Genomic DNA, 18,792 nt, shown 5'->3' on the forward strand with positions numbered 1-18,792 from the left:
TAACGCGGGGGACGCGGACAGGTCCTGAAGATGTGGGATTTGACCTACGGCCGGATCACCCGCTTGTCCGTCACGATCGCGGTGATGAGATCGTGCGGTGTCACGTCGAAGGCCGGGTTCAGCGCTCGCGTTCCCTCAGGCGCCACGCGTACACCTCTGACGGTCACGACCTCGTCCGCTCCCCTGTCCTCGATCTCGATGTGCTCGCCGGAGGGGGTGTTCTGGTCGATGGTGGACTCGGGCGCGACCACCACGAACGGCACCCCGGCGCGCTCCGCGCCGAGCGCGAGGGCGTACGAGCCGATCTTGTTGGCGGTGTCGCCGTTGGCGGCGATGCGGTCGGCGCCGATGAGCACCGCGTCCACCTCGCCCCTGGCCAGCAGGTACGGCCCCGCGGAGTCGGCGATGAGCCGGTGCGGCGCGCCCATCCTGGCCAGCTCCCAGGTGGTGAGCCTGGCCCCCTGCAGCAGCGGGCGGGTCTCGAGTGCGAGCACCTCGGCCAGCCGGCCGCGTTCGTGGAGCGTCCGTACGACGCCGAGCGCGGTGCCGCGTTCGACGGCGGCCAGCCCGCCGGTGTTGCACACCGTCATGATCCGCAGTCTGTCGCCTTCGAGGAGGTCGGCCCCGCGCTCCCCCATGGCCACGCAGGCGGCGATGTCGTCGTCGCGGACGCGCAGCGCGGCCGCGAGCACCGCCTCGCGGCCTTCGTGCAGGTGGGCGACGGCCTGGCCGACGCCCCACGCGAGGTTGACGGCGGTGGGCCTGGCGGCGCGGAGCCTGGCGATCTGCGCGGCGTCGCCGTCGGCCAGCACGACGCCGAGCGCCCCTGCCACGCCGAGCGCGGGCGCGCCGCGCACGGCCAGCCGCTGGATGGCGTCCACCAGATCGTCGACGGTGTGGATGCGGAGCATCACGCACTTGTCCGGCAGCAGGGTCTGGTCGACGAGCTCGATGGCGCCGTCCACCCAGTCGATGGTCCTCACAGGGCAAATGTACGGCGGCGCGGCCCGTTCTCCGTGACCTGGACGGCGGGCGAGGTCAGCGTTCCGCCAGGACGATCACCGAGTCCCTCGGGTGGAGCACGATCGGTGCGGACTTGTCCGGGTTGAGGACGATGCCGTAGTGCGGCGGGACGTTGCGTTCGTGGGCGCTGCGGTAGCCGATGGCGGTCTCGCCCCTGCGCCTGGCGGCCTCCACGACCGTGGAGAAGGTCACCCGCGTCCCCGTCGTCACGTACGAGCCGGCGGGCCGGGGGTAGATCTCCGAGCCGCGCGAGTCGAAGAGGTAGCCGAACACGTCGGCCAGGTGCCGGTTCTCGGCGAGCTGGGCGAGGAGCAGGCCGATGACGGTGTCGCTGATCACGATGTCGTCGGCCTCGGTGACCTCGGCCAGGGCGCGGTTGCTCTCGTCGTGCATCTCGCTGACGATCGAGTAGTGCTCGCCGAGCGCGCTCTGCATGTCGCGGAGCTGGAGCAGCGTCATGAGTGTGCGCGTGTCGGAGTGGTGGGCGTCGAAGCGGTCGTCGGACAGGACGATGACGTGCTGGAAGAGTCCGACGCCGAGCGACTCGAGCGCGTACCTGTCGGTGGTGTCGCAGTCCTTGACGTTCACGGTGAGGTTGGTCAGGCCCGCCAGGCCGGCGCCCGCCTTGGGGTGGTCGGCGGCGACCTCCAGGACGGAGCCGGGGGCGACGTAGCCGTCGAGGTAGCGGATGATCTGCTCGGCCCGGCCGTTCCAGTTGAGCAGCAGCGTGCGCTCGGGCTCGGTGGGCGGCGCCTCGGCCGCGACGATGGCGGCCTCGTCCAGGGACGGCTTGCCGGCGGCCAGGCGGATGTGGGAGTCGTCGTGCGCGATGACGATGACCTGGTCGTCGGCGGTGATGACGGTGTCGGTGGGCGGGTTCAGCACGACGCCGGCCGGCCGGCGCAGGCCGATGACGGAGGCGGTCTGGTACGCGTGCAGCGCCTCGCCGTACGTGACGCCGACGAGCTTCTTGGGGGTGCGCAGGTAGATCTCGCCGCCGTCGAAGTTCAGCAGGTCCATGCAGACGACGGACATGCCGGACTGGCGCGAGGACTGCACGATGAGCCTGGAGGCGGTGTCGTCGGAGTCGACCAGGTGCACATCCTGGCCACCGGCCAGGCGGGCGGCGGCGATGTTGCGGCTGGAGGTGAGCCCGGCGACCACCGGCGGGTGCGTGCCGTCGCGCTTGGCCAGCGCGAGCAGGATCTTGATGACGTGCGCGTCCGGGTCCTCGCTCTCCGGCGAGAGCACGACGATGGAGCGGGCGCTGGCCAGGTTCATCAGCGCGAGGTCGCGCGGCTCGGTGGGCCGCCCCGTACGGCAGACCAGCCGGGTCCTGCCGAGGTCGCCGACCGCCTCGCGGATGTCCTCCTCCATGGCGAGTTTGTCACGTTCCGCCAGGACGGCGATGACCGAGCCCTTCTCGCTGGCGTGCGCCTTGACCAGCTCGGCCACGATCGTGAACACCTGGTCCGACCAGCCCAGGATCACCGTGTGCCCGGACTCGACGATCCGCGAGCGCCCCCTGCGCAGGCGGTCCACCTTCTGCTTGAGCCCGTTCGACAGCAGGCCCACCAGCATGCTGACGATGAACAGCCCGCCGAGCGAGCCCGCGAACATCACGGCCATGTACGCCGTCGAGCCCTTGTCGCTGGCGACCTTGCTCGGGGTCAGCGCGTGCATCAGCGCGATCCAGAGCACGTGCCCGGGACCGGCCACGCCGTCCGGCTCGTCGGGCGCGAGCCAGAGCGTGAGCGCCGCCACGATCACGATCAGCGTCAGCGACACCACGGCCAGCCAGCCGATCAGCGAGGCGGTCCCCTTGGACATGGTGTTGTCGAACCAGTAACGCGCCCGCTCACGGAACGTGACCTTCGACACTTTCCCCCATACCTCCGTGTAAGGAGTGATTTGACGTAGCGACCCAAGGTACCGGTGGATCTTGGCGGACGCATGAAGACCGGTAACGTATCGCCCATGGCGAGCCCCCTGGCACCAGACGATCCGGCATCCCTGGGCGGCTACCGCTTGTCCGGCCGGCTCGGCGAGGGCGGGCAGGGCGTGGTCTACCTCGCCCACTCCCCGGAGGGCGAGCCGGTCGCGATCAAGCTGTTGAGCGCGGGCGACCGGACGACGCGGGCCAGGCTGGCACGGGAGCTGGAGGCGCTGGAGAGCATCGCCTCCTTCTGCACGGCGCGGGTGCTCGCCGTCTCGGCCGACGGGCCGCGGCCGTTCGTCGTGAGCGAGTACGTCGACGGCCCCTCCCTGGCCGATCGGGTGCGCGAACGCGGCCCGCTGCGCGGCGGCGACCTCGAGCGCCTGGCGGTCGGCACGGCCACGGCGCTGGCCGCCATCCACGCGGCCGGGATCGTGCACCGCGACTTCAAGCCGGCCAACGTGCTGCTCGGCCCCGATGGGCCCAGGGTGGTGGACTTCGGCATCGCGCGGGCGGAGGGGGCGGCCACGCTGACGTCGGGCCTGATCGGCACCCCCGCCTACCTGGCGCCCGAGCAGATCAGCGGCTCGCCGGCCGCGCCCGCCTCCGACGTGTTCGCCTGGGCCTCGTCGATGCTGTACGCGGCCACGGGCGCGAGCCCGTTCGGGGCGGACACCGTGCCCGCCGTGCTGCACCGGGTGCTGCACGCGGAGCCGGACCTGACGGCGCTGCCGCCACGCCTGCGCGGCCTGATCGCGTCCTGCCTGGCCAAGGAGCCCTCCCGCCGCCCCACGGCCCAGCAGCTCATGGTGTCCCTGGTCAACCCCCACGTACCGGGGCCGGCTGGAAGCCACGGCCCTGGGGCTCCGCCCTCACCCGGCAGCCCGTCGTCCGGCGACGGCCCTCCGACGGGGCCGCCTCCCGGGGCGGCGTACGGGTCGGGACCGCGGCAGGGGGCGGCGTACGAGACGGCGCCACCTCCCGGGACGGCACACCAGACCGGACCACGTCCCGGGGCGGCATACCAGACCGGACCGCATCCCCCCTCGGCACACCAGACCGGGCCGGGCTCGCGGGTGGCGGACACCCATGAGACGGGGCGCGGCCGGTCGCGGGGCCTGCTCATCGGCGTCTCGGCGGCGGTGGCGGTGGTCCTGGCCGGGGCCGTCGCCACCACCCTGTACCCCAACCGCACCCCGACCACGCCCTCAGGGGACGACGACCGCTCCACCTCTGCCTCGTCCTCGGCCTCGTCCCCTCCGTCGGCCTCGGCCACCGCGTCCTCATCAGCGCCGCCGTCAGCGTCTCCTTCAGAGTCCCCTTCGGCGTCCCCTTCAGGGTCCCCTTCGGAGTCCCCTTCGGCGTCCGCGTCAGCTTCCCCATCGGCGTCCGGCACGCCGACCACCGGCACCGGCGGGGACCTCAAGATCCCCGCCTCCTTCGCCGGAACGTGGACGGGCCACACCACCAGCACGAACCCCATGGACGCCGACGGCGCCGAGAACACCGTGGTGCTGAAGCCCGGCTCGTCCACCGCGGCGTGGAGCGAGAAGAACCCGCCGGAGAGCTGCAGCGGGACGATCACGCTGACCAAGGTGGAGGAGAAGCGGCTGACGTTCTCGCTGGGAGCGAACAAGGGCGGCTGCATCGCGGGCACCATCTGGCTCGCCAAGAAGGGCGACACGCTCACCTACACCTGGCGGGACGTGCCGGGCTACGACCTCGTCACCCAGACCGGCGACCTCCACAAGAGCCAACCTTAGGCAGATTTTTCGGCTAAACCCTTCGACATGTGACGGCCCGAGGCTGGATCATTACCGTTATGTCCGTGATCAGGGAGGTGCCGTTCCCCACCCCGGAGTCCTCTGAGCTCCCGATGAACATCTGGATCGACGACGCCGACTCCGCCATCGACGTCATCGACGCCCTCGCGCTGTCGCCGTTCGCGACGGGCGCGCAGCCGTGGTCCCGCCTGGCCAACCTGGAGCGCGTACGCCCCGACGCCCCGCTCAGCCCGGCCGGAGGGCGCGTGCTGCGTACCGCCCGGGTGGAGGACGGGACGGAGTCGCGGCTCATCTGCGGCGACGGCTGGACCCTGCGCGTCGTACGTCACCGCAACCGCACGGCCACCGTCAGCGTGACGGCCGTGAACGAGGAGCTGGCCAAGAGCGTGCTCGCGGAGAGCATCGAGGGCGCCGAAGAGGCCATGCCGGAGGTCGACCACGTCGAGATGGGCTTCTGGTGGCGCGGCATGCACGGCGGCACCCGCTCGGAGAAGCCGATCACGGCGCAGCCCTGGGACGAGATCAGCAAGAACTACTCGGCCAAGGTCCGCCCGGCCCTCGACAGGCTCATGTCGATCACCCCTGCCGACGTGAACGGCCGCCTCATCCTCCTGCACGGCGAGCCCGGCACCGGCAAGACCACGCTGCTGCGGGCGCTGGCCAAGCAGTGGCGCGACTGGTGCCAGGTGGACTGCGTGCTCGACCCCGAGCGCCTGTTCAACGAGCCCGGCTACCTGATGGAGGTGGCCGTCGGCTACGACTCCGACGAGGACGCGCAGCGCTGGCGGCTGCTCGTCCTGGAGGACTGCGACGAACTGATCAGCTCGGGCGCCAAGGCCCAGGCGGGTCAGGGGCTCTCGCGGCTGCTCAACCTGACGGACGGCCTGCTCGGCCAGGGGCGCGACGTCCTGGTGGCGATCACCACCAACGAGGACCTCGCCCGCCTCCACCCCGCCGTAGTCCGCCCCGGGCGGTGCCTGGCGCAGGTCGAGGTGGGGCCGCTGACCAAGGAGGAGGCCGTCGCCTGGCTCGGCTCGTCGAAGGGGGTGAGCTCGTCGGGGGCGACGCTGGCGGAGCTGTACGCCCTGCGCGCGGGCCGCGAGATCACCGCCCATCCAGGCGACGAGTCCACCGGCCTGTACCTCTGATCCCGCCCCATCACGGGAGATCCCGAAAACGCGTGCGTTTTCGGGACGCCAGCGCCTGTCACCACCCGCACACCCCCGGGAACGTCACTCCCACCGCGCCGCGGCCTCCAGCGGCTCCGACGAACGGAGGAAGCGCAGGTCCTCCATGACCGGGGCGACATCGGTGGCGCCGCCGCGGCGGAGGGCCGGGGCCAGCGCGTTTAGGTCGGGCCAGCCGGACGGGCGGAGGTGGACGCGGTAGCCGTCTCCGGCGGGCTCCAGGGTGAGGGCTTCGCCGATGGCGAGCCTGCTCTCCGGAAGGTGGGCCGCGGTCGCTCCGGCGGCTCGTTCCAGGGCGGTGACCGAGGTGACCCCGGCGGCGACGGGCAGGGTCGTGTCCGGGCCGGTGACGTGTTCGTGCAGGTCACGCAGGCGGGCGGCGGCGGTCGTACGGGCGGGGTGGTCCTTGCGCAGGCGTTCGGCCAGGAGCCTCACAGCGCGGGCGATGTGACCCAGCGGCGGTACGGACCGACGCTCCCCGAGCAGGGCGATCAGCGCCTCCAGGGCGTCCTCGGCGCCGGAGGCGAGGGTGACCCACTGCCCGGTGGTGAGCGGGGTGAGCCTCGGGTGGCGTTCCGTCCAGTACGCGACCGCCCGGTCCAGGTCCGGGCCCGTACGCCAGAGGTCGGCGGGGTCATCGGGCACGAGCAGCTCGACGACTTCGACGGCCTCGTCGGTGGTGGTGAGCGCCTCCAGGGAGAGCGCGGCGACGCGCAGTTCGATCTCGGTCAGGCCGAGTCCGCGGGCGCGGGCGGCGTCGCTTTCCTGGAAGGCGGCGACGCGGCCCCGCGCCCAGCCGTCCGGCCAGGAGAGCGTGCGGGCCGAGGGGGACAGCAGGATCAGGCACTGGGCCGGTGACAGACCGGTGGCCCCGGCGAACGCGCGTGCGGTCGCCTCCCGGTCCACGGGCGGCGGGCCGTTCTCGGTGATCAGGTCGAGCGCCCGCCTGAGCCGGTCCTGGTCGCCCCAGCCGCGGCAGGTCCGCAGCTCGACGACGCGGTTGCGGGTGAACAGGAGCGGGTCGGGGCCGTCCGGGGTGTGGAGGAGCGCCGTGACCGCGTAACCGTGCCCCACCTGTTCGTAGTCGGCGACGGCGGCGGCCATGATGGGGCCGTGGCCCGAGCGGATCTGCCCGAGGTCGTACTCCGGGCGCAGCCGGGCGACGTGCCAGGTGCCGTCGGTACGGAGGAGTTCGGGGACGGCGGCCAGTTCCGGAAGTCGCGCCCGCCCGCCGCCGTCGCCCCACGCGGCCTCCAGGACGGCGGCGCCGAGGCGGCCCAGCGTGTTCTCAACCCCCTTGACGGCGGAGGCGTCGAATGTCGCGATCTTCTTGTCGTACGGCACCTCGACGGCGGCACGGGCGAAGTGGACGATCCTCTCGTACGCGGACTCAGGCCCCGGATCGTCCGGCTCGGGGGACTTCTCGGACCGGACGGCGGGTGCCGCAGAGGCGGGCGCCGGGCGCAGGTGGGGCGGGGGGGTCAGCGCCAGGCGTTCCAGCAGGGCGAACGCGCGCTCGCGGCATTCGACGGCCGTCCACACCAGAAACGTGACGCCCTTCCAGAGCGACTCGTCGGTGATCTCCGGCAGGAGCGGGCGCAGCCGTCCCGCCAGCTCGTCGCGGGCGGCGTCCCTCTCCGCGTACCGGCTCTCGGGGTCCAGCACCCGCATGAGGTCGGCGGCGAGCGCGGCGTCCGCGACGTCGATCAGGGCCTGCGCCTTCTTCTCGTCGACGGCGCGCAGCGCCCTGGATCCTTCGGGGTCGCGCGGCCGCATCGCCGACCACCAGCCGGGAGGCGCGACCAGGCGGGTGCCGGACGCGTAGCGGTGGTGTTCGACCGTGCCGATGTTCTCGGCGCCGTGATGCTCGGGCACCCTGCCCCAGCCGCGGACGTAGCGGCCGATGGTCCGCCCGGCCGGGTCCCGCAGCTCGATGATCCGGCCCTGGCCGCGCCACACGGTGGCCTCGGCGCCGCCGGGGAAGGCGACCTGTTCGCCGTCGGCCGGTACGACGTGGCGGGCGGCGGGGTGCGCGCTGCCGTGCGGGCAGTGCGGGCCGCCGTGGTCCAGCACGGTCACCCGGCCGTTCACGGCGATCAGGCAGCGGTCGTAGAGGTCGCGCGCCTCGGTCCGTTCGTGGGACCGGCTCGAGACGTCCTCGTACGTGCCAAAGCCGTGGGACGGGCCGACTCCCTCCGGTGTGACGACGGAGGCGCGGAACTTGTGCGCCCAGAGCCGGCCGGACTCGATCAGGAGCAGGTCGGTGCCGCTCTCTTCCAGGTAGTCGGTGATGGTGTGGACGTGGCCTGGGACGAAGGCGGGCAACTCCAGTTCGTCGAGGACGCCGCCGCTCAGCGTGGTGGCGAGGGCGCGGGCCGGGTCCGTCCCGGTCGCGATCGCCCGGACGCTGTCCAGGAGGGGGCCAGGGACTCCGGCGACGGTGAACCGTTGGGCGTCGCACAGGGCGGCGTGCGCGTCAGGAAGCCCTTGATCGGGGACCCGCTCGGCATGCTCGGCCAGGATGGCGGCGACGATCCGCGCCGTTCCCGGTGTCGCGGTCAGGGCCCGTACGGTCTCGGGAGCGGTCTGCTTCGGGGCGGCGGGCTCGGTGACGTTGAGCTGGTTGGTCACGTTGCCCACGATCGCGTCGCGCAGCAGCGGAGCCCAGTCCGGGTCGGCGGCGACGGCGGCCAGGTCGCTGCCCGCTCCGGAGGCGAGCTTGTCGTACAGCTTGAACGTGTGCAGCAGCCGGGGCCGCGCGAGCGGGACGCCCGTGTCCAGGAGGAGATCGAGGAGCGGGAGGTCGGCGGCGGTCTCCTCCCAGCGGTTGACCTCGTCCTCGTCCGATCCCAGCACCGCCTCATGGTCGTCGCAGGTGAGGCCCTCCGCGCGCAGCCGCGTACCGGCGTCGTGCAGGAGGTCGCCGAGACCGGCGACGGGGAGTGCTAACCCCGCGTACCGCTTCAGGAAGCGGCCGAGCCAGTCCTTCGCCGCCCCCGCCGGCCCGGGGAACGTGGTGAACGGGGCGGTCAGGCCCGCGCCCGCGAGGTTGCCGAGGAGGAGCGACACTGCCGCGCTCTTCGCCTTGGGGGTGTCCTTGGCGGGCAGCGGCAGGGTGCCGAGGAGCGCGCGGCCGATGCCCGCGTCCGCCCGTGCCATCGGGCCGAGCAGCGGAAGGACGAACGTCCAGAGGGCCTGCGGTGCCGACTCCATGCAGCCGCTCTCCAGCAAGGCCCGTACGGCGCGTTCGTCCTCGGGCCCGCCGAGCGCGTGCCCGGCGGCCTTCGCCAGCGCCGCCCAGCCGTCGGCCAGGGCCAGCGCGCCGTCCGCGCCGTCCGGGACTTCCTCGCACCACTCGGTGAGCAGGCTGCGGTGCCAGCGGTACGCGCCGGGGGCGGGATGGCGGGCGGCGAGCCGCTTGCCGTGCTTCTTGAGCGTGGCCGTTCCGGCGTCCGGTCCCGCGGCGAGGTGCGCCGCGACGAGCGCGGCCTCGTCGACCGGCAGCGCGTGCGCGTCCTCGGCGGCGCGGGCCTTCTCGAAGAAGGCGGCGGCGAAGCGGGCGCTGCCCGCGTCAGCCAGGATCCGCGCGCACTCCTCGTAGAACGGCGGTAGCAGCGCGGGCGCGTGCGTCTCCAGATCGTCGCCGGTACGGGTGAGCGCGGTGCGCGCGAGGCCGGGCTTGCGGGCGGCCAGGCCGCGGGCGGCCCGCAGGTCGGTGTGCACGGCCAGGATCCGGGCGCGGTGCGCCGGGTACCGGTGCAGGGCGGAGGCGAGGAAGCCGAGCGGGCCCGCGTGCACGGTGCCGACGCCGGTCTCCGCCACCGGGCCCAGGTCGTACAGCGACTTCTCGGCCTTGTCGCCGTCGGCGGCCGCGCGCCGGACGAGTTCGACGACCGGCTCGTCCAGGACGGCGTGCTCGTAGCGGACGGCGACGCACGTGTCCTCGTCGGAGCCGGCGGGCGTGCCCGGCAGTACCGCCCCGGCGCGCAGCTGGACGTCGCGCGTCGGGCCGGTGAAGCCGGAGGGCGCCACAGTGCCGGGCTCGCCTTGGCGGGCGTCGCAGTAGCGGGAGTACGCCTCGGCCGCCTCCATCATCGGCTCCGTCTCGTCCACGGTGCGGTCAGCGTACAGAGCCATGAGCATGCGGACGCCCTCGGACCAGGCGATGTCGCCGATCTCCCGGCCGCCCGCGGTGAAGCTCAGCCCTTCCATGTAGGCCGGGCTCATCGGCCCGCTCCAGTCCAGGTCGATCTCGATGCCGAGCGGCTCGGGCGCGTGCACGGTGAACCGCGCTCTGCCCCCCTTGATGCGCCCGCCCAGCTCGTGCACGCGGCGCTCGAACGCGGCGCCGCTCTCGTACCGGGCGTCCAGGTATCCGAAGATGTCGACCACGCCGAACGTACGGTCCATGCCCGCGGGACGAGTCCACACCTCGCGGCGTACCTGCTCGACAACCTGCGTGAGGTTCCGTCCCCGCCAGGTGGGCAGCTCGTCGCCGAGCAGCAGCGGGTGTGGGACCGCGAAGGCGTCCGCGTCCGTCCACGCGCCCTCGCGCAGGAGCGCGCAGCGGCCGAGGTCGGGCGCGCCGCCGACGATCGGGGCGATGACCAGGTCGGTGAGCGTCTCGCGCCACACCGGGTCGTCCCACACCGCCGCGAACACCGCAGCCGGGACGGGCAGCGACCGCACCATCCAGGACTCGACCCGGTCGTGCACCGCCCGCGCATGCTCGCCGAGCCGGTCGCAGAGGGCGGCGAGCCGTACCGCGGTCGGGTCCTTCCTGACGTCGGCGGGCACCTTGGCCAGCACGTGGCCCGCGGCCGTCCGGCAGGCGAGCACCGGCCGCCGCGTCCCCTCGACGGTGAGCTCATGGCCCGTCACGATCCCGATCCATCCCATGGCACGCCATTCTTGATCATCCCTACGACATTCGGCGGGGGTCAGGCCGTGAGAACGGCCTCTGTTTCCCGGTAGATGACGCCCGGGTCCTCGGACAGCCACGCTTTCACCTGGCGGCTCCAGGCGTCGGCGAGCAGCTCCGGCCAGTGCGCCTCGATGCCGTCGAGGGCCGCTGCGACGATCACCTCGGGGGCGGTCTTGTCGCCGTCGTACCAGGCCATCATGTCGGTGTCCGCGGCGCCCAGGTGCGGGCCCGTCACCAGGGTGCGCTGGCCGGCCAGCGGCTGCATCCTTCGTCCCGCCGACTCGGACTGAGCCGTCAGGCGTCGAAACGCCGGCGGGCGGTCTCGATGTGGCCGAAGTACTGATGGGTCCAGCCGCAGATGAGATCAACCGTCGCGCGCAGGGCCTGACCCGGCTCGGTGAGGGTGTACTCGACCCGCGGCGGCACAGTGGGATGCACCTTCCGCTCGGCCAGGCCGTTGCGCTCCAGCATGCGCAGGTTCTGGGTGAGCATCTTGTGGCTGATGCCCTCGACCTCGTCACGCAGTTCGCTGAAGCGGAGGGTGCGTTCACCGAGCGCCTCGATCACATAACCGATCAGGAGATCTCGTGGCTGTTTCGCAACGCGGGCATCGAACAGGCGGCCCGCGAGTTCGACCTCGCCACGCCGCCGGCCGCGCTGATCGGGGTGGACATGCTGTTCGAGCCCGGCATCCTCATCGAGGCCGAAGTCACCGCGATCATCGATTGAAGCGGTCACACCAGGTGCGAGTAGTGGGTATCCGATGCCCGTCTGGGCGCAGGCCGCCTGCCACACCGAGAACGACTCGAACCGCAGCCGCCCGCCGTCGCAGGTCACCACCGGGTCGCGGGTCCAGCCGGGCCCGGGCGGGTGGTAGCGGGGCGAGCGCGTGAGTCATGACCCGGACCGTAGAGATCATCACCGGCACAATCGGGCTGGTACGTAAACCATCCGATGTGTGACACGGGGTGCGAAACCAGAATGTGGCTGGTGCTCACCGTCGATCTGGCCCGCGTGGCCTTCGCCCGCTTCGCCGTACCCGCGGGCGACTCGTGGAGCAGTGATGAGCGCCGGATCGGGTTCCCCGCCACCCAGCTCGTGGCCTCGTGGACCGCGCGCACCCCGCCGGGCTCCTGGATCGAGGTGGCGCTGCGGGCCAGGACCGAGCGGGGCGATCTCACCAAGTGGTACGTCATGGGCCGCTGGTCCGAGCACGGCGATCCGCGCACGTCCGTTCCCGGCCAGGGCGACGAGGACGGCGACGTGGCGGTGGACACGTTCGTGGCCCGGCGGCCGGTGCTGTCGTACCAGGTGCGGGTGGCCTCGCACGGCGCGGGCGCGCGCGTGACGGGGCTGGGCGTGATGGCCTCGGCCGTGCCGCGACGTCCTGTGGCGCCCAGCGCGCCCGGCGCGGCGGGGCCGGTGGAGCTGGCGGTGCCCCGGCACTCCCAGCACGCGCACGCCGGGCACCATCTGCGGTGGGACGGCGGGGGCGTCAACTGGTGCGGCCCAACCTCGGTGGCCATGGTGCTCGGCTACTGGGGCCGCGGCCCCGGCGCCGCCGAGCTGGCCTGGGTGGGGGACGGCGACCCGGCGCCCATGGTGGACCACGCGGCCATGGGCACGTACGACACGAGCTACCTGGGCACCGGCAACTGGCCGTTCAACGTGGCGTACGCGGGGCGGTACGGGCTGGCCGGGTTCGTGACGCGGCTGCGGTCGGCGGTGGAGCTGGAGGCGTTCGTACGCTCCGGGATCCCGGTGATCACCTCGCAGTCGTTCAAGGCGCACGAGCTGCCCGGCTCCTGCTACTCCACCGACGGCCACATCCTGGTCGTCACCGGCTTCACGGCCGAGGGCGACGTCATCGTGAACGACCCCGCCGCGCCCGACGATGCCTCGGTTCGGAGGGTCTATCCGCGGGCAGCGTTCGAGAACGTGTGGTTGCGGAGTTCGGGCAGCGGGGGCATCGCGTACATCCTCCACCCACCCGAGCATCCCCTTCCTCCTTGTACCGACGGCAATTGGTGAGTTGATGAGCATTCGACCGATCGACGTGGCCCGTACCGACGGCGGCCCGCTGTGGGTGGAGGCGGTGGCCACGCCCTCCGGTGTGGAGGTCTGGTGGGACGAGCCCCGCCCGCACGAGGGCGGGCGGCGCTGCGTGGTGCGCCGCCTCCCCGACGGCACCCGCACGGACGCGCTGCCGCCGGGCTGGAACGCGCGCAACCGGGTGATCGAGTACGGCGGCCGCTCCTGGCGGCCGCTGCCGGGCGGCGGGCTGGTCTTCACCAACTGGGCGGACCAGCGCCTCTACCGCCTCGACGCCCCGGCCGCGCAGAAGTCCGGGGTTCCGGTGCCCATCACCCCGGAGGGACCGGCGCGCTACGCGGACCTGTACCTCCCGCCCGGCCGCGACGAGGTCTGGGCCGTGCGCGAGAGCGACGACGTGCGCGACCTGGTGGCGGTGCCCCTCGACGGCGGCCCCGTCAGGATGATCGTCGCAGCCCAGCACTTCCTCATGAACCCCCGCCTCTCCCCCGACGGCCGCCACGTCGCCTGGATCGGGTGGGACCACCCGAACATGCCGTGGGACGGCACCGAGCTCTGCGTGGCCCCCCTGCGGGAGGACGGCACGGCGGGTGAGTACCGGGTGGTCGCCGGAGGCCCCGAGGAGTCGGTCGCGCAGGCCGAGTGGCGCGACGGCGCCAGCCTGTACGCGGTGACCGACCCCACCGGCTGGTGGAACGTCCACCTCGTCCACCTCGACGGCTCCCCCGGCCGGAACCTCACCCCGATGGAGCTGGAGTTCGGCTCGGCGGCGTGGAAACCCGGCATGACGTACCTGGCCGTCGCGGACACCGGTGAGCTGGCCGTCGTGTACGGCACCCCGGACCACCGCCGCCTGGGCGTGCTGGACCCGGAGACCGGCGGCCTGCGGGAGATCGGCGGCCCGGCCACCTACTGGTCGTCCACCGTGTCGGTCGCGGGCGGCAAGGTGGCGGGCGTGGGGGCGAGCCCGTACACGCCGCTGGAAGTGACCCTCGTCGATCTCGAGGAGGGCGGCGCGCGGGAGATCGTGTCGGCCCGCAAGCCGCTCCCGGAGCGGGATCTGCTCCCCACTCCCGAGGCCGTGACGATCGAGGGCGTGCACGCGCACATCTACCCGCCGGCCGGCGCCCAGGCCCCCGGCCCGTACGTGATCTTCGTGCACGGCGGCCCCACCGGCAGCCACCCGATCGTCCTCGACCTGGAGATCGCCTACTTCACCAGCAGGGGCATCGGCGTGGCCGTGGTCAACTACGGCGGCTCGACGGGGTACGGCCGGGCCTACCGCGAACGCCTGCGTCACCAGTGGGGCGTCGTGGACGTGCAGGACTGCGCCAAGGTGGCCAGGGGCCTGGTCGAGCTGGGCCGCGCCGACGCCGCCAAGCTCGCGATCCGCGGCGGCAGCGCCGGGGGCTGGACCACGGTGGCGGCCCTCGTGCACAGTGACGTGTTCGCGGGCGGGGTCGCGCACTACGCGATCACCGACCCGGAGAGCTGGGCCGCCGAGACGCACGACTTCGAGTCGCGGTACCTGGACGGTCTGGTGGGCCCGCTGCCCCAGACGCGGGAGCGCTACACCGAGCGCTCGCCGCTGCTGAACGCCTACCGCACCTCGGGCCCGTGCCTCATGCTGCACGGCCTGGAGGACGCGATCGTGGACGTGAGCCAGGCCGAGCGGTTCACCGCCGAGCTGGACAGGCACGGCAAGGAGTGGGCCCTGCTCACCTACCCTGGCGAGCAGCACGGCTGGCGCAGGGAGGAGACTATCGTCGCGGTGCTGGAGGCCGAGCTGGCCTTCTACGGGCTGATCTTCGGCATGGAGACGCCCGAGGTGCCGCCGCTGACACTGAAGGGGAGAGCGTGAAGAGCGTCGCCGAGATCTGCTCGGATCTGATCAGGTTCGACACCACCAATCCGGGCTCGGGCGAGCGCCCGGCCGCCGAGTACGTGGCCACGCTGCTGGCGGACGCGGGCATCGAACCGGTGGTGTTCGAGTCGGCGCCGGGGCGGACCACCGTCGTGGCCAGGATCGACGGCGACTCCCCCGACGCGCTGCTGGTCCACGGCCACCTGGACGTGGTGCCCGCCGACCCGGCCGAGTGGCGGATGCACCCGTTCTCCGGCGAGATCACCGACGGCTGCGTGTACGGGCGGGGCGCCGTCGACATGAAGGGCTCGTGCGCGATGACGCTCGCGACCGCGCTCGACCTGGCGGCCCGCGGCGTGCGCCCGAAGCGCGACCTGGTGCTGGCGTTCCTGGCGGACGAGGAGGCGACGGGCGACTACGGCTCGCGGCACGCGGTCACCGCGCACCGGGAGCTGTTCGACGGCGTCACGGAGGCGATCAGCGAGTCGGGCGGCTTCAGCGTGGCCTCCGGCGGGCACCGGGTCTATCCGATCGCGGTCGGCGAGCGCGGCACCGCCTGGATGAAGCTCACCGCGCACGGCGTGGCGGGCCACGGCTCCCGACCTCCGGTGGACAACCCGGTCGCCACGCTGGTGCACGCGCTGTCGCGGCTGGCCTCCCACGAGTGGCCGGTACGCCTGACGCCGTCGGTCGCGGCGCTCATCCAGAGCCTGTCCGAGATCACCGGCCGGCCGATCGACCTCGACCGCCTGGACGAGGAGGCGGCCCGGCTGGGACCGCTGGGCAGCCTGTTCAAGAGCCAGATCCGCAACTCGGCGAACCCGACGATGCTGGACGCCGGCTACAAGGTGAACGTGGTGCCCTCGACGGCCGAGGCGCACGTGGACGGGCGCTACATGCCGGGGACGCAGGAGGAGTTCCTGGAGACGATCGACACGCTGCTCGGCCCGAAGATCACCCGCGAGTTCGTCAACCTGGAGGACGCGCCCGACGCGCCGTACCCCTCGGAGTTCTTCGACACGCTGGCGGGCGCGCTGGTGGCCGAGGACCCGCTCGCCCGGCCGGTGCCGTACGTGATGGCCGGCGGCACCGACGCGAAGTCCTTCGCCAGGATCGGCATCAAGGGGTACGGTTTCGCGCCCCTGATGCTCCGGCCGGACCTGGACTACTTCGGGATGTTCCACGGCAAGGACGAGCGGGTGCCGGTGGAGGGCCTGGAGTTCGGGACCCGGGTCCTCGCCCGCCTCTTCACCTGACCGTACGGTGAGCGGGCGGGAGGCTTCCGCACCTTCCGCCCGTTTTTTCCCAAACGCCCGACAGCTGGATTGATCTTGGCCCACCCTGGATCGGTGAAAGGCGGCCGCCCGGAGCGCGGCCGTAGCCCGATTCGTGGAGGACCCATGCACAACCGTCTCCGAGCGTTACTCGTGGCCGTGGTGACGCTCGCCGGAGCGGGAACGTACGCCGCCGTCCCGGCGGGCGCCGCCGCGGCGCCCAAGTCCGTGACCATCACCGCCGACCAGGACACCTACCTCAGCCAGGCCAGCCCCACCCAGACGCACGGCTCCCACACCTGGCTGTCGGCCTGTCCGAGCACGTGCGACGCCCAGGCGGCCGCGGAGCGGCAGGCGCTCGTCCGGTTCCCGGTGAAGGGCCTGCCCGCGAACGCGACCGGCATCACGGCCACGCTGAAACTGACCGCCGCGCGGACCACGGAGACCTCGATCGCCGCGCGCAAGGTGACGGCCACCTGGTCCGACACGGTCACCTGGCCCTCCCGCCCCGCGCTCGGCGCCACGCTCGGCACCGCGAAGGGCCTCACCAGCGGCGAGGACGTCGAGCTCGACGTCACGGGCGCCTTCACCGGCGCCGTCCCGGGCGACGGGACGTACTCCTTCGCCATCACCGCCACCGCGGGCCCGCAGGCCGTCTTCAACTCCCTGGAGGGCACGGCCGGCGCCAAGCCGCGCCTCACCGTCACCTACACCGAGAGCGCCGCCTCGGACGGCCCTCTGGCGTTCACGAAGCCGAGCACCGCGCAGCTGCGTGCCTCGTCGAAGAAGGTGTTCGCGCACTACTTCCCGCCGTTCCCCGTCTCGATCGACAACCAGGCGCCGGCGAGCGACTACTACGCCAGGAACTGGCTCAAGCCGGAGGGCGAGAGCGGCAAGCACAAGGCGTACGGCGGCTTCCTGCGCGACCGCCCGCTGACGCGCTCGCCCCTGACGGGCGACTTCGAGCTCGCGGACCTCAAGACGGAGGTGAGCCAGGCCGTCGCGGCGGGCCTGGACGGGTTCACGGTCGACATCCTCTCCGTGACCAGCCGCAACTGGACCCGCGTCGAGAACCTGATCAAGGCCGCCGAGGCGGTCGACCCCGGCTTCAAGATCGTGCTCATGCCCGACATGAACGGCCTGGCGAGCGTGGACAGCGCCGCCCTGGCCGCCGCGCTGGCGAAGGTGGCCGCGTCGAAGTCGGTCTACCGGCTCGCCGACAACCGGCTCGTCGTCTCGCCGTTCAAGGCCGAGGCCCGCACCCCCGCCTGGTGGTCGGAGTGGATGAAGACCATGAAGACCCAGTACGGCATCGAGGTCGCCTTCGTGCCGTGCTTCCTGGACTTCGCCAGGTACCGGGACTCGTTCAGCTCGATCAGCTACGGCTTCGCCAACTTCGGCCACCACAACGCCACCGCGAACTCCGGCCTGGTCGCCGGCATCGACAAGGCGCACAGCATGGGCAAGATCTGGATGCAGCCCATCGCCATCCAGGACTCCCGCCCCAACCAGGGCATCTACGAGGAGGCCGGCAACACCGACAACCTCCGGCTGTCCTGGAAGGGCGCGATCGACGGCAAGGCCGAGTGGGTGCAGCTCGTGACCTGGAACGACTACTCCGAGGGCACGCAGTTCGCGCCCTCGGCGAACGCGGGCTGGACCTGGCTGGACCTCTCCACGTACTACCTGACCTGCATGAAGCTCGGCTGCCCGCAGATCACCAAGGACGTGCTGTACGTGTCGCACCGGGTCCAGCCGTACGCCGCGAAGCCGACGTACCCGCAGACCAAGCTCATGGAGCTGCGCACGAGCCCGGCGGGCACGCAGCCGCGTGACACGGTCGAGGTGCTCAGCATGCTGACGGCGGCGGGCACGGTGACGGCGACGATCGGCGGCCAGACGCACACGTACGCGGCGCCGGCGGGCGTGTCGGTCAAGACGTTCCCGCTGAAGACGGGGTCGGTCTCGGCGTCCGCCTCGCGGAGCGGCGCCGTCGTGGCGACGGCGACCTCGCCGTACGAGGTCACCTCGACGCCTTACGTGCAGGACCTGCAGTACCGCGGGGTCTCAAGCGCCCGGGCAAAGTAGTGGAACAAATCATTCCGTTCTGCTAGAGTGGAGACATAACGAAAGGGGGCTCACCGATGAGCGACTACACCACCAGCGGCTGGGACGTACTGGACGCCTCGCACGAGGCGCTGCGCCGGGTCGTCGGCGCCGTTCCGGCCACCGCCTGGCACCTCCCGACGCCCTGCTCGGCCTGGGACGTCACGCAGGTGCTCCAGCACGCGGCAGGAGACCAGATCGGCTTCGCCGCCGCGCTCACCGGTGAGCCCGGCCCCGCGTTCAACCCGTTCGAGCCCTCGGGCGAGCTGGCGGGCGACCCCGCGGCGTTCGCGGAGGACGCGATGGCACGCGCGGCCAGGGCGTGGGCCGGCGTCGACCGGGACGCTGCCGAGGTGCCGACGCCGGTGCCGCCGCACAAGATGTCGCCGTGGTCCGGCTCGGCGGCGTGCGCGCTCGACGCGGCCGTGCACGCCTGGGACATCGCGGTCGCCACGGGCCGGCCGTCGCCGCTGACGCCCGAGCTGGCCCGGCCGCTGCTGAAGGTGGCGCAGGAGATCGTCGAGCCGCTGCGCGCCTGGGGCGCGTACGCCGCCGCGCTGGAGCCTGAGGCGGGCGACGACGACGTGGCGACGCTCCTGCGCTACCTCGGCCGCGACCCCGGCTGGACCCCCTCCTCCTGAG

At 72.6% G+C, this 18,792-nt stretch carries 13 protein-coding genes; 8 read left to right on the plus strand and 5 right to left on the minus strand.

The genetic code is table 11. The features are described 5' to 3' along the window. Nucleotides 1-44: 44 nt before the first annotated feature. Both mtnA and AB0H84_RS18350 read right to left on the minus strand, forming a co-directional pair. Nucleotides 45-983 (minus strand): S-methyl-5-thioribose-1-phosphate isomerase, encoded by a 939-nt coding sequence (mtnA, locus tag AB0H84_RS18345; RefSeq protein ID WP_357604890.1) that lies wholly within the window; start codon nucleotides 981-983, stop codon nucleotides 45-47. Nucleotides 984-1,038: 55 nt separating this feature from the next. Next, nucleotides 1,039-2,904, minus strand: a complete 1,866-nt coding sequence (locus tag AB0H84_RS18350; protein ID WP_357604892.1) for a TrkA C-terminal domain-containing protein — start codon at nucleotides 2,902-2,904, stop codon at nucleotides 1,039-1,041. A gap of 96 nt (nucleotides 2,905-3,000) precedes the next feature. Here AB0H84_RS18350 and AB0H84_RS18355 point away from each other — a divergent pair, with 96 nt between their 5' ends. Then, nucleotides 3,001-4,722, plus strand: a complete 1,722-nt coding sequence (locus tag AB0H84_RS18355; protein WP_357604895.1) for a serine/threonine-protein kinase — start codon at nucleotides 3,001-3,003, stop codon at nucleotides 4,720-4,722. A 59-nt stretch (nucleotides 4,723-4,781) separates the two neighbouring features. Further along, on the plus strand, nucleotides 4,782-5,891 hold the full coding sequence (locus AB0H84_RS18360) for a DUF5925 domain-containing protein (protein WP_357604898.1): 1,110 nt from the start codon (nucleotides 4,782-4,784) through the stop codon (nucleotides 5,889-5,891). A gap of 84 nt (nucleotides 5,892-5,975) precedes the next feature. On the opposite strand, the gene AB0H84_RS18365 is transcribed toward AB0H84_RS18360, so the two are convergent. The 3 genes from AB0H84_RS18365 to AB0H84_RS18375 are packed head-to-tail and all read right to left on the minus strand — an operon-like array spanning nucleotide 5,976 to nucleotide 11,421. Further along, a complete protein-coding gene (locus AB0H84_RS18365; RefSeq protein WP_357604901.1) occupies nucleotides 5,976-10,811 on the minus strand; it encodes a DUF4132 domain-containing protein in 4,836 nt (1,611 codons plus the stop codon). Between the two features lie 59 nt (nucleotides 10,812-10,870). Further along, entirely contained in the window at nucleotides 10,871-11,119 is a 249-nt protein-coding gene (locus AB0H84_RS18370) for a hypothetical protein (RefSeq protein WP_357604904.1), read from the minus strand. A gap of 29 nt (nucleotides 11,120-11,148) precedes the next feature. After that, on the minus strand, nucleotides 11,149-11,421 hold the full coding sequence (locus AB0H84_RS18375) for a helix-turn-helix domain-containing protein (RefSeq protein ID WP_357605061.1): 273 nt from the start codon (nucleotides 11,419-11,421) through the stop codon (nucleotides 11,149-11,151). Here AB0H84_RS18375 and AB0H84_RS18380 point away from each other — a divergent pair. The 6 genes from AB0H84_RS18380 to AB0H84_RS18405 all read left to right on the plus strand — a co-directional run bounded on the left by AB0H84_RS18380 (nucleotide 11,350) and on the right by AB0H84_RS18405 (nucleotide 18,791). Continuing rightward, complete coding sequence (locus AB0H84_RS18380; protein ID WP_357605078.1) at nucleotides 11,350-11,583, plus strand: hypothetical protein; 234 nt, start codon at nucleotides 11,350-11,352, stop codon at nucleotides 11,581-11,583. The two genes, AB0H84_RS18375 and AB0H84_RS18380, sit on opposite strands and share 72 nt — an antisense overlap. Before the next feature lie 252 nt (nucleotides 11,584-11,835). Further along, complete coding sequence (locus AB0H84_RS18385; RefSeq protein WP_357604907.1) at nucleotides 11,836-12,885, plus strand: C39 family peptidase; 1,050 nt, start codon at nucleotides 11,836-11,838, stop codon at nucleotides 12,883-12,885. A gap of 4 nt (nucleotides 12,886-12,889) precedes the next feature. Beyond that, on the plus strand, nucleotides 12,890-14,767 hold the full coding sequence (locus AB0H84_RS18390) for a prolyl oligopeptidase family serine peptidase (protein ID WP_357604910.1): 1,878 nt from the start codon (nucleotides 12,890-12,892) through the stop codon (nucleotides 14,765-14,767). After that, nucleotides 14,764-16,026, plus strand: coding sequence for a M20/M25/M40 family metallo-hydrolase (locus AB0H84_RS18395; protein ID WP_357604913.1), 1,263 nt, complete (start codon nucleotides 14,764-14,766; stop codon nucleotides 16,024-16,026). Before AB0H84_RS18390 ends, AB0H84_RS18395 begins: the two co-directional genes overlap by 4 nt. Nucleotides 16,027-16,170: 144 nt before the next feature. Continuing rightward, a complete protein-coding gene (locus tag AB0H84_RS18400) occupies nucleotides 16,171-18,132 on the plus strand; it encodes an endo-1,3-alpha-glucanase family glycosylhydrolase (RefSeq protein ID WP_357604915.1) in 1,962 nt (653 codons plus the stop codon). A gap of 56 nt (nucleotides 18,133-18,188) precedes the next feature. Further along, complete coding sequence (locus AB0H84_RS18405) at nucleotides 18,189-18,791, plus strand: TIGR03086 family metal-binding protein (protein WP_357604918.1); 603 nt, start codon at nucleotides 18,189-18,191, stop codon at nucleotides 18,789-18,791. Nucleotide 18,792: the final 1 nt, after the last annotated feature.

Source organism: Nonomuraea sp. NPDC050786 (assembly GCF_040654115.1).
Lineage (GTDB): Bacteria > Actinomycetota > Actinomycetes > Streptosporangiales > Streptosporangiaceae > Nonomuraea.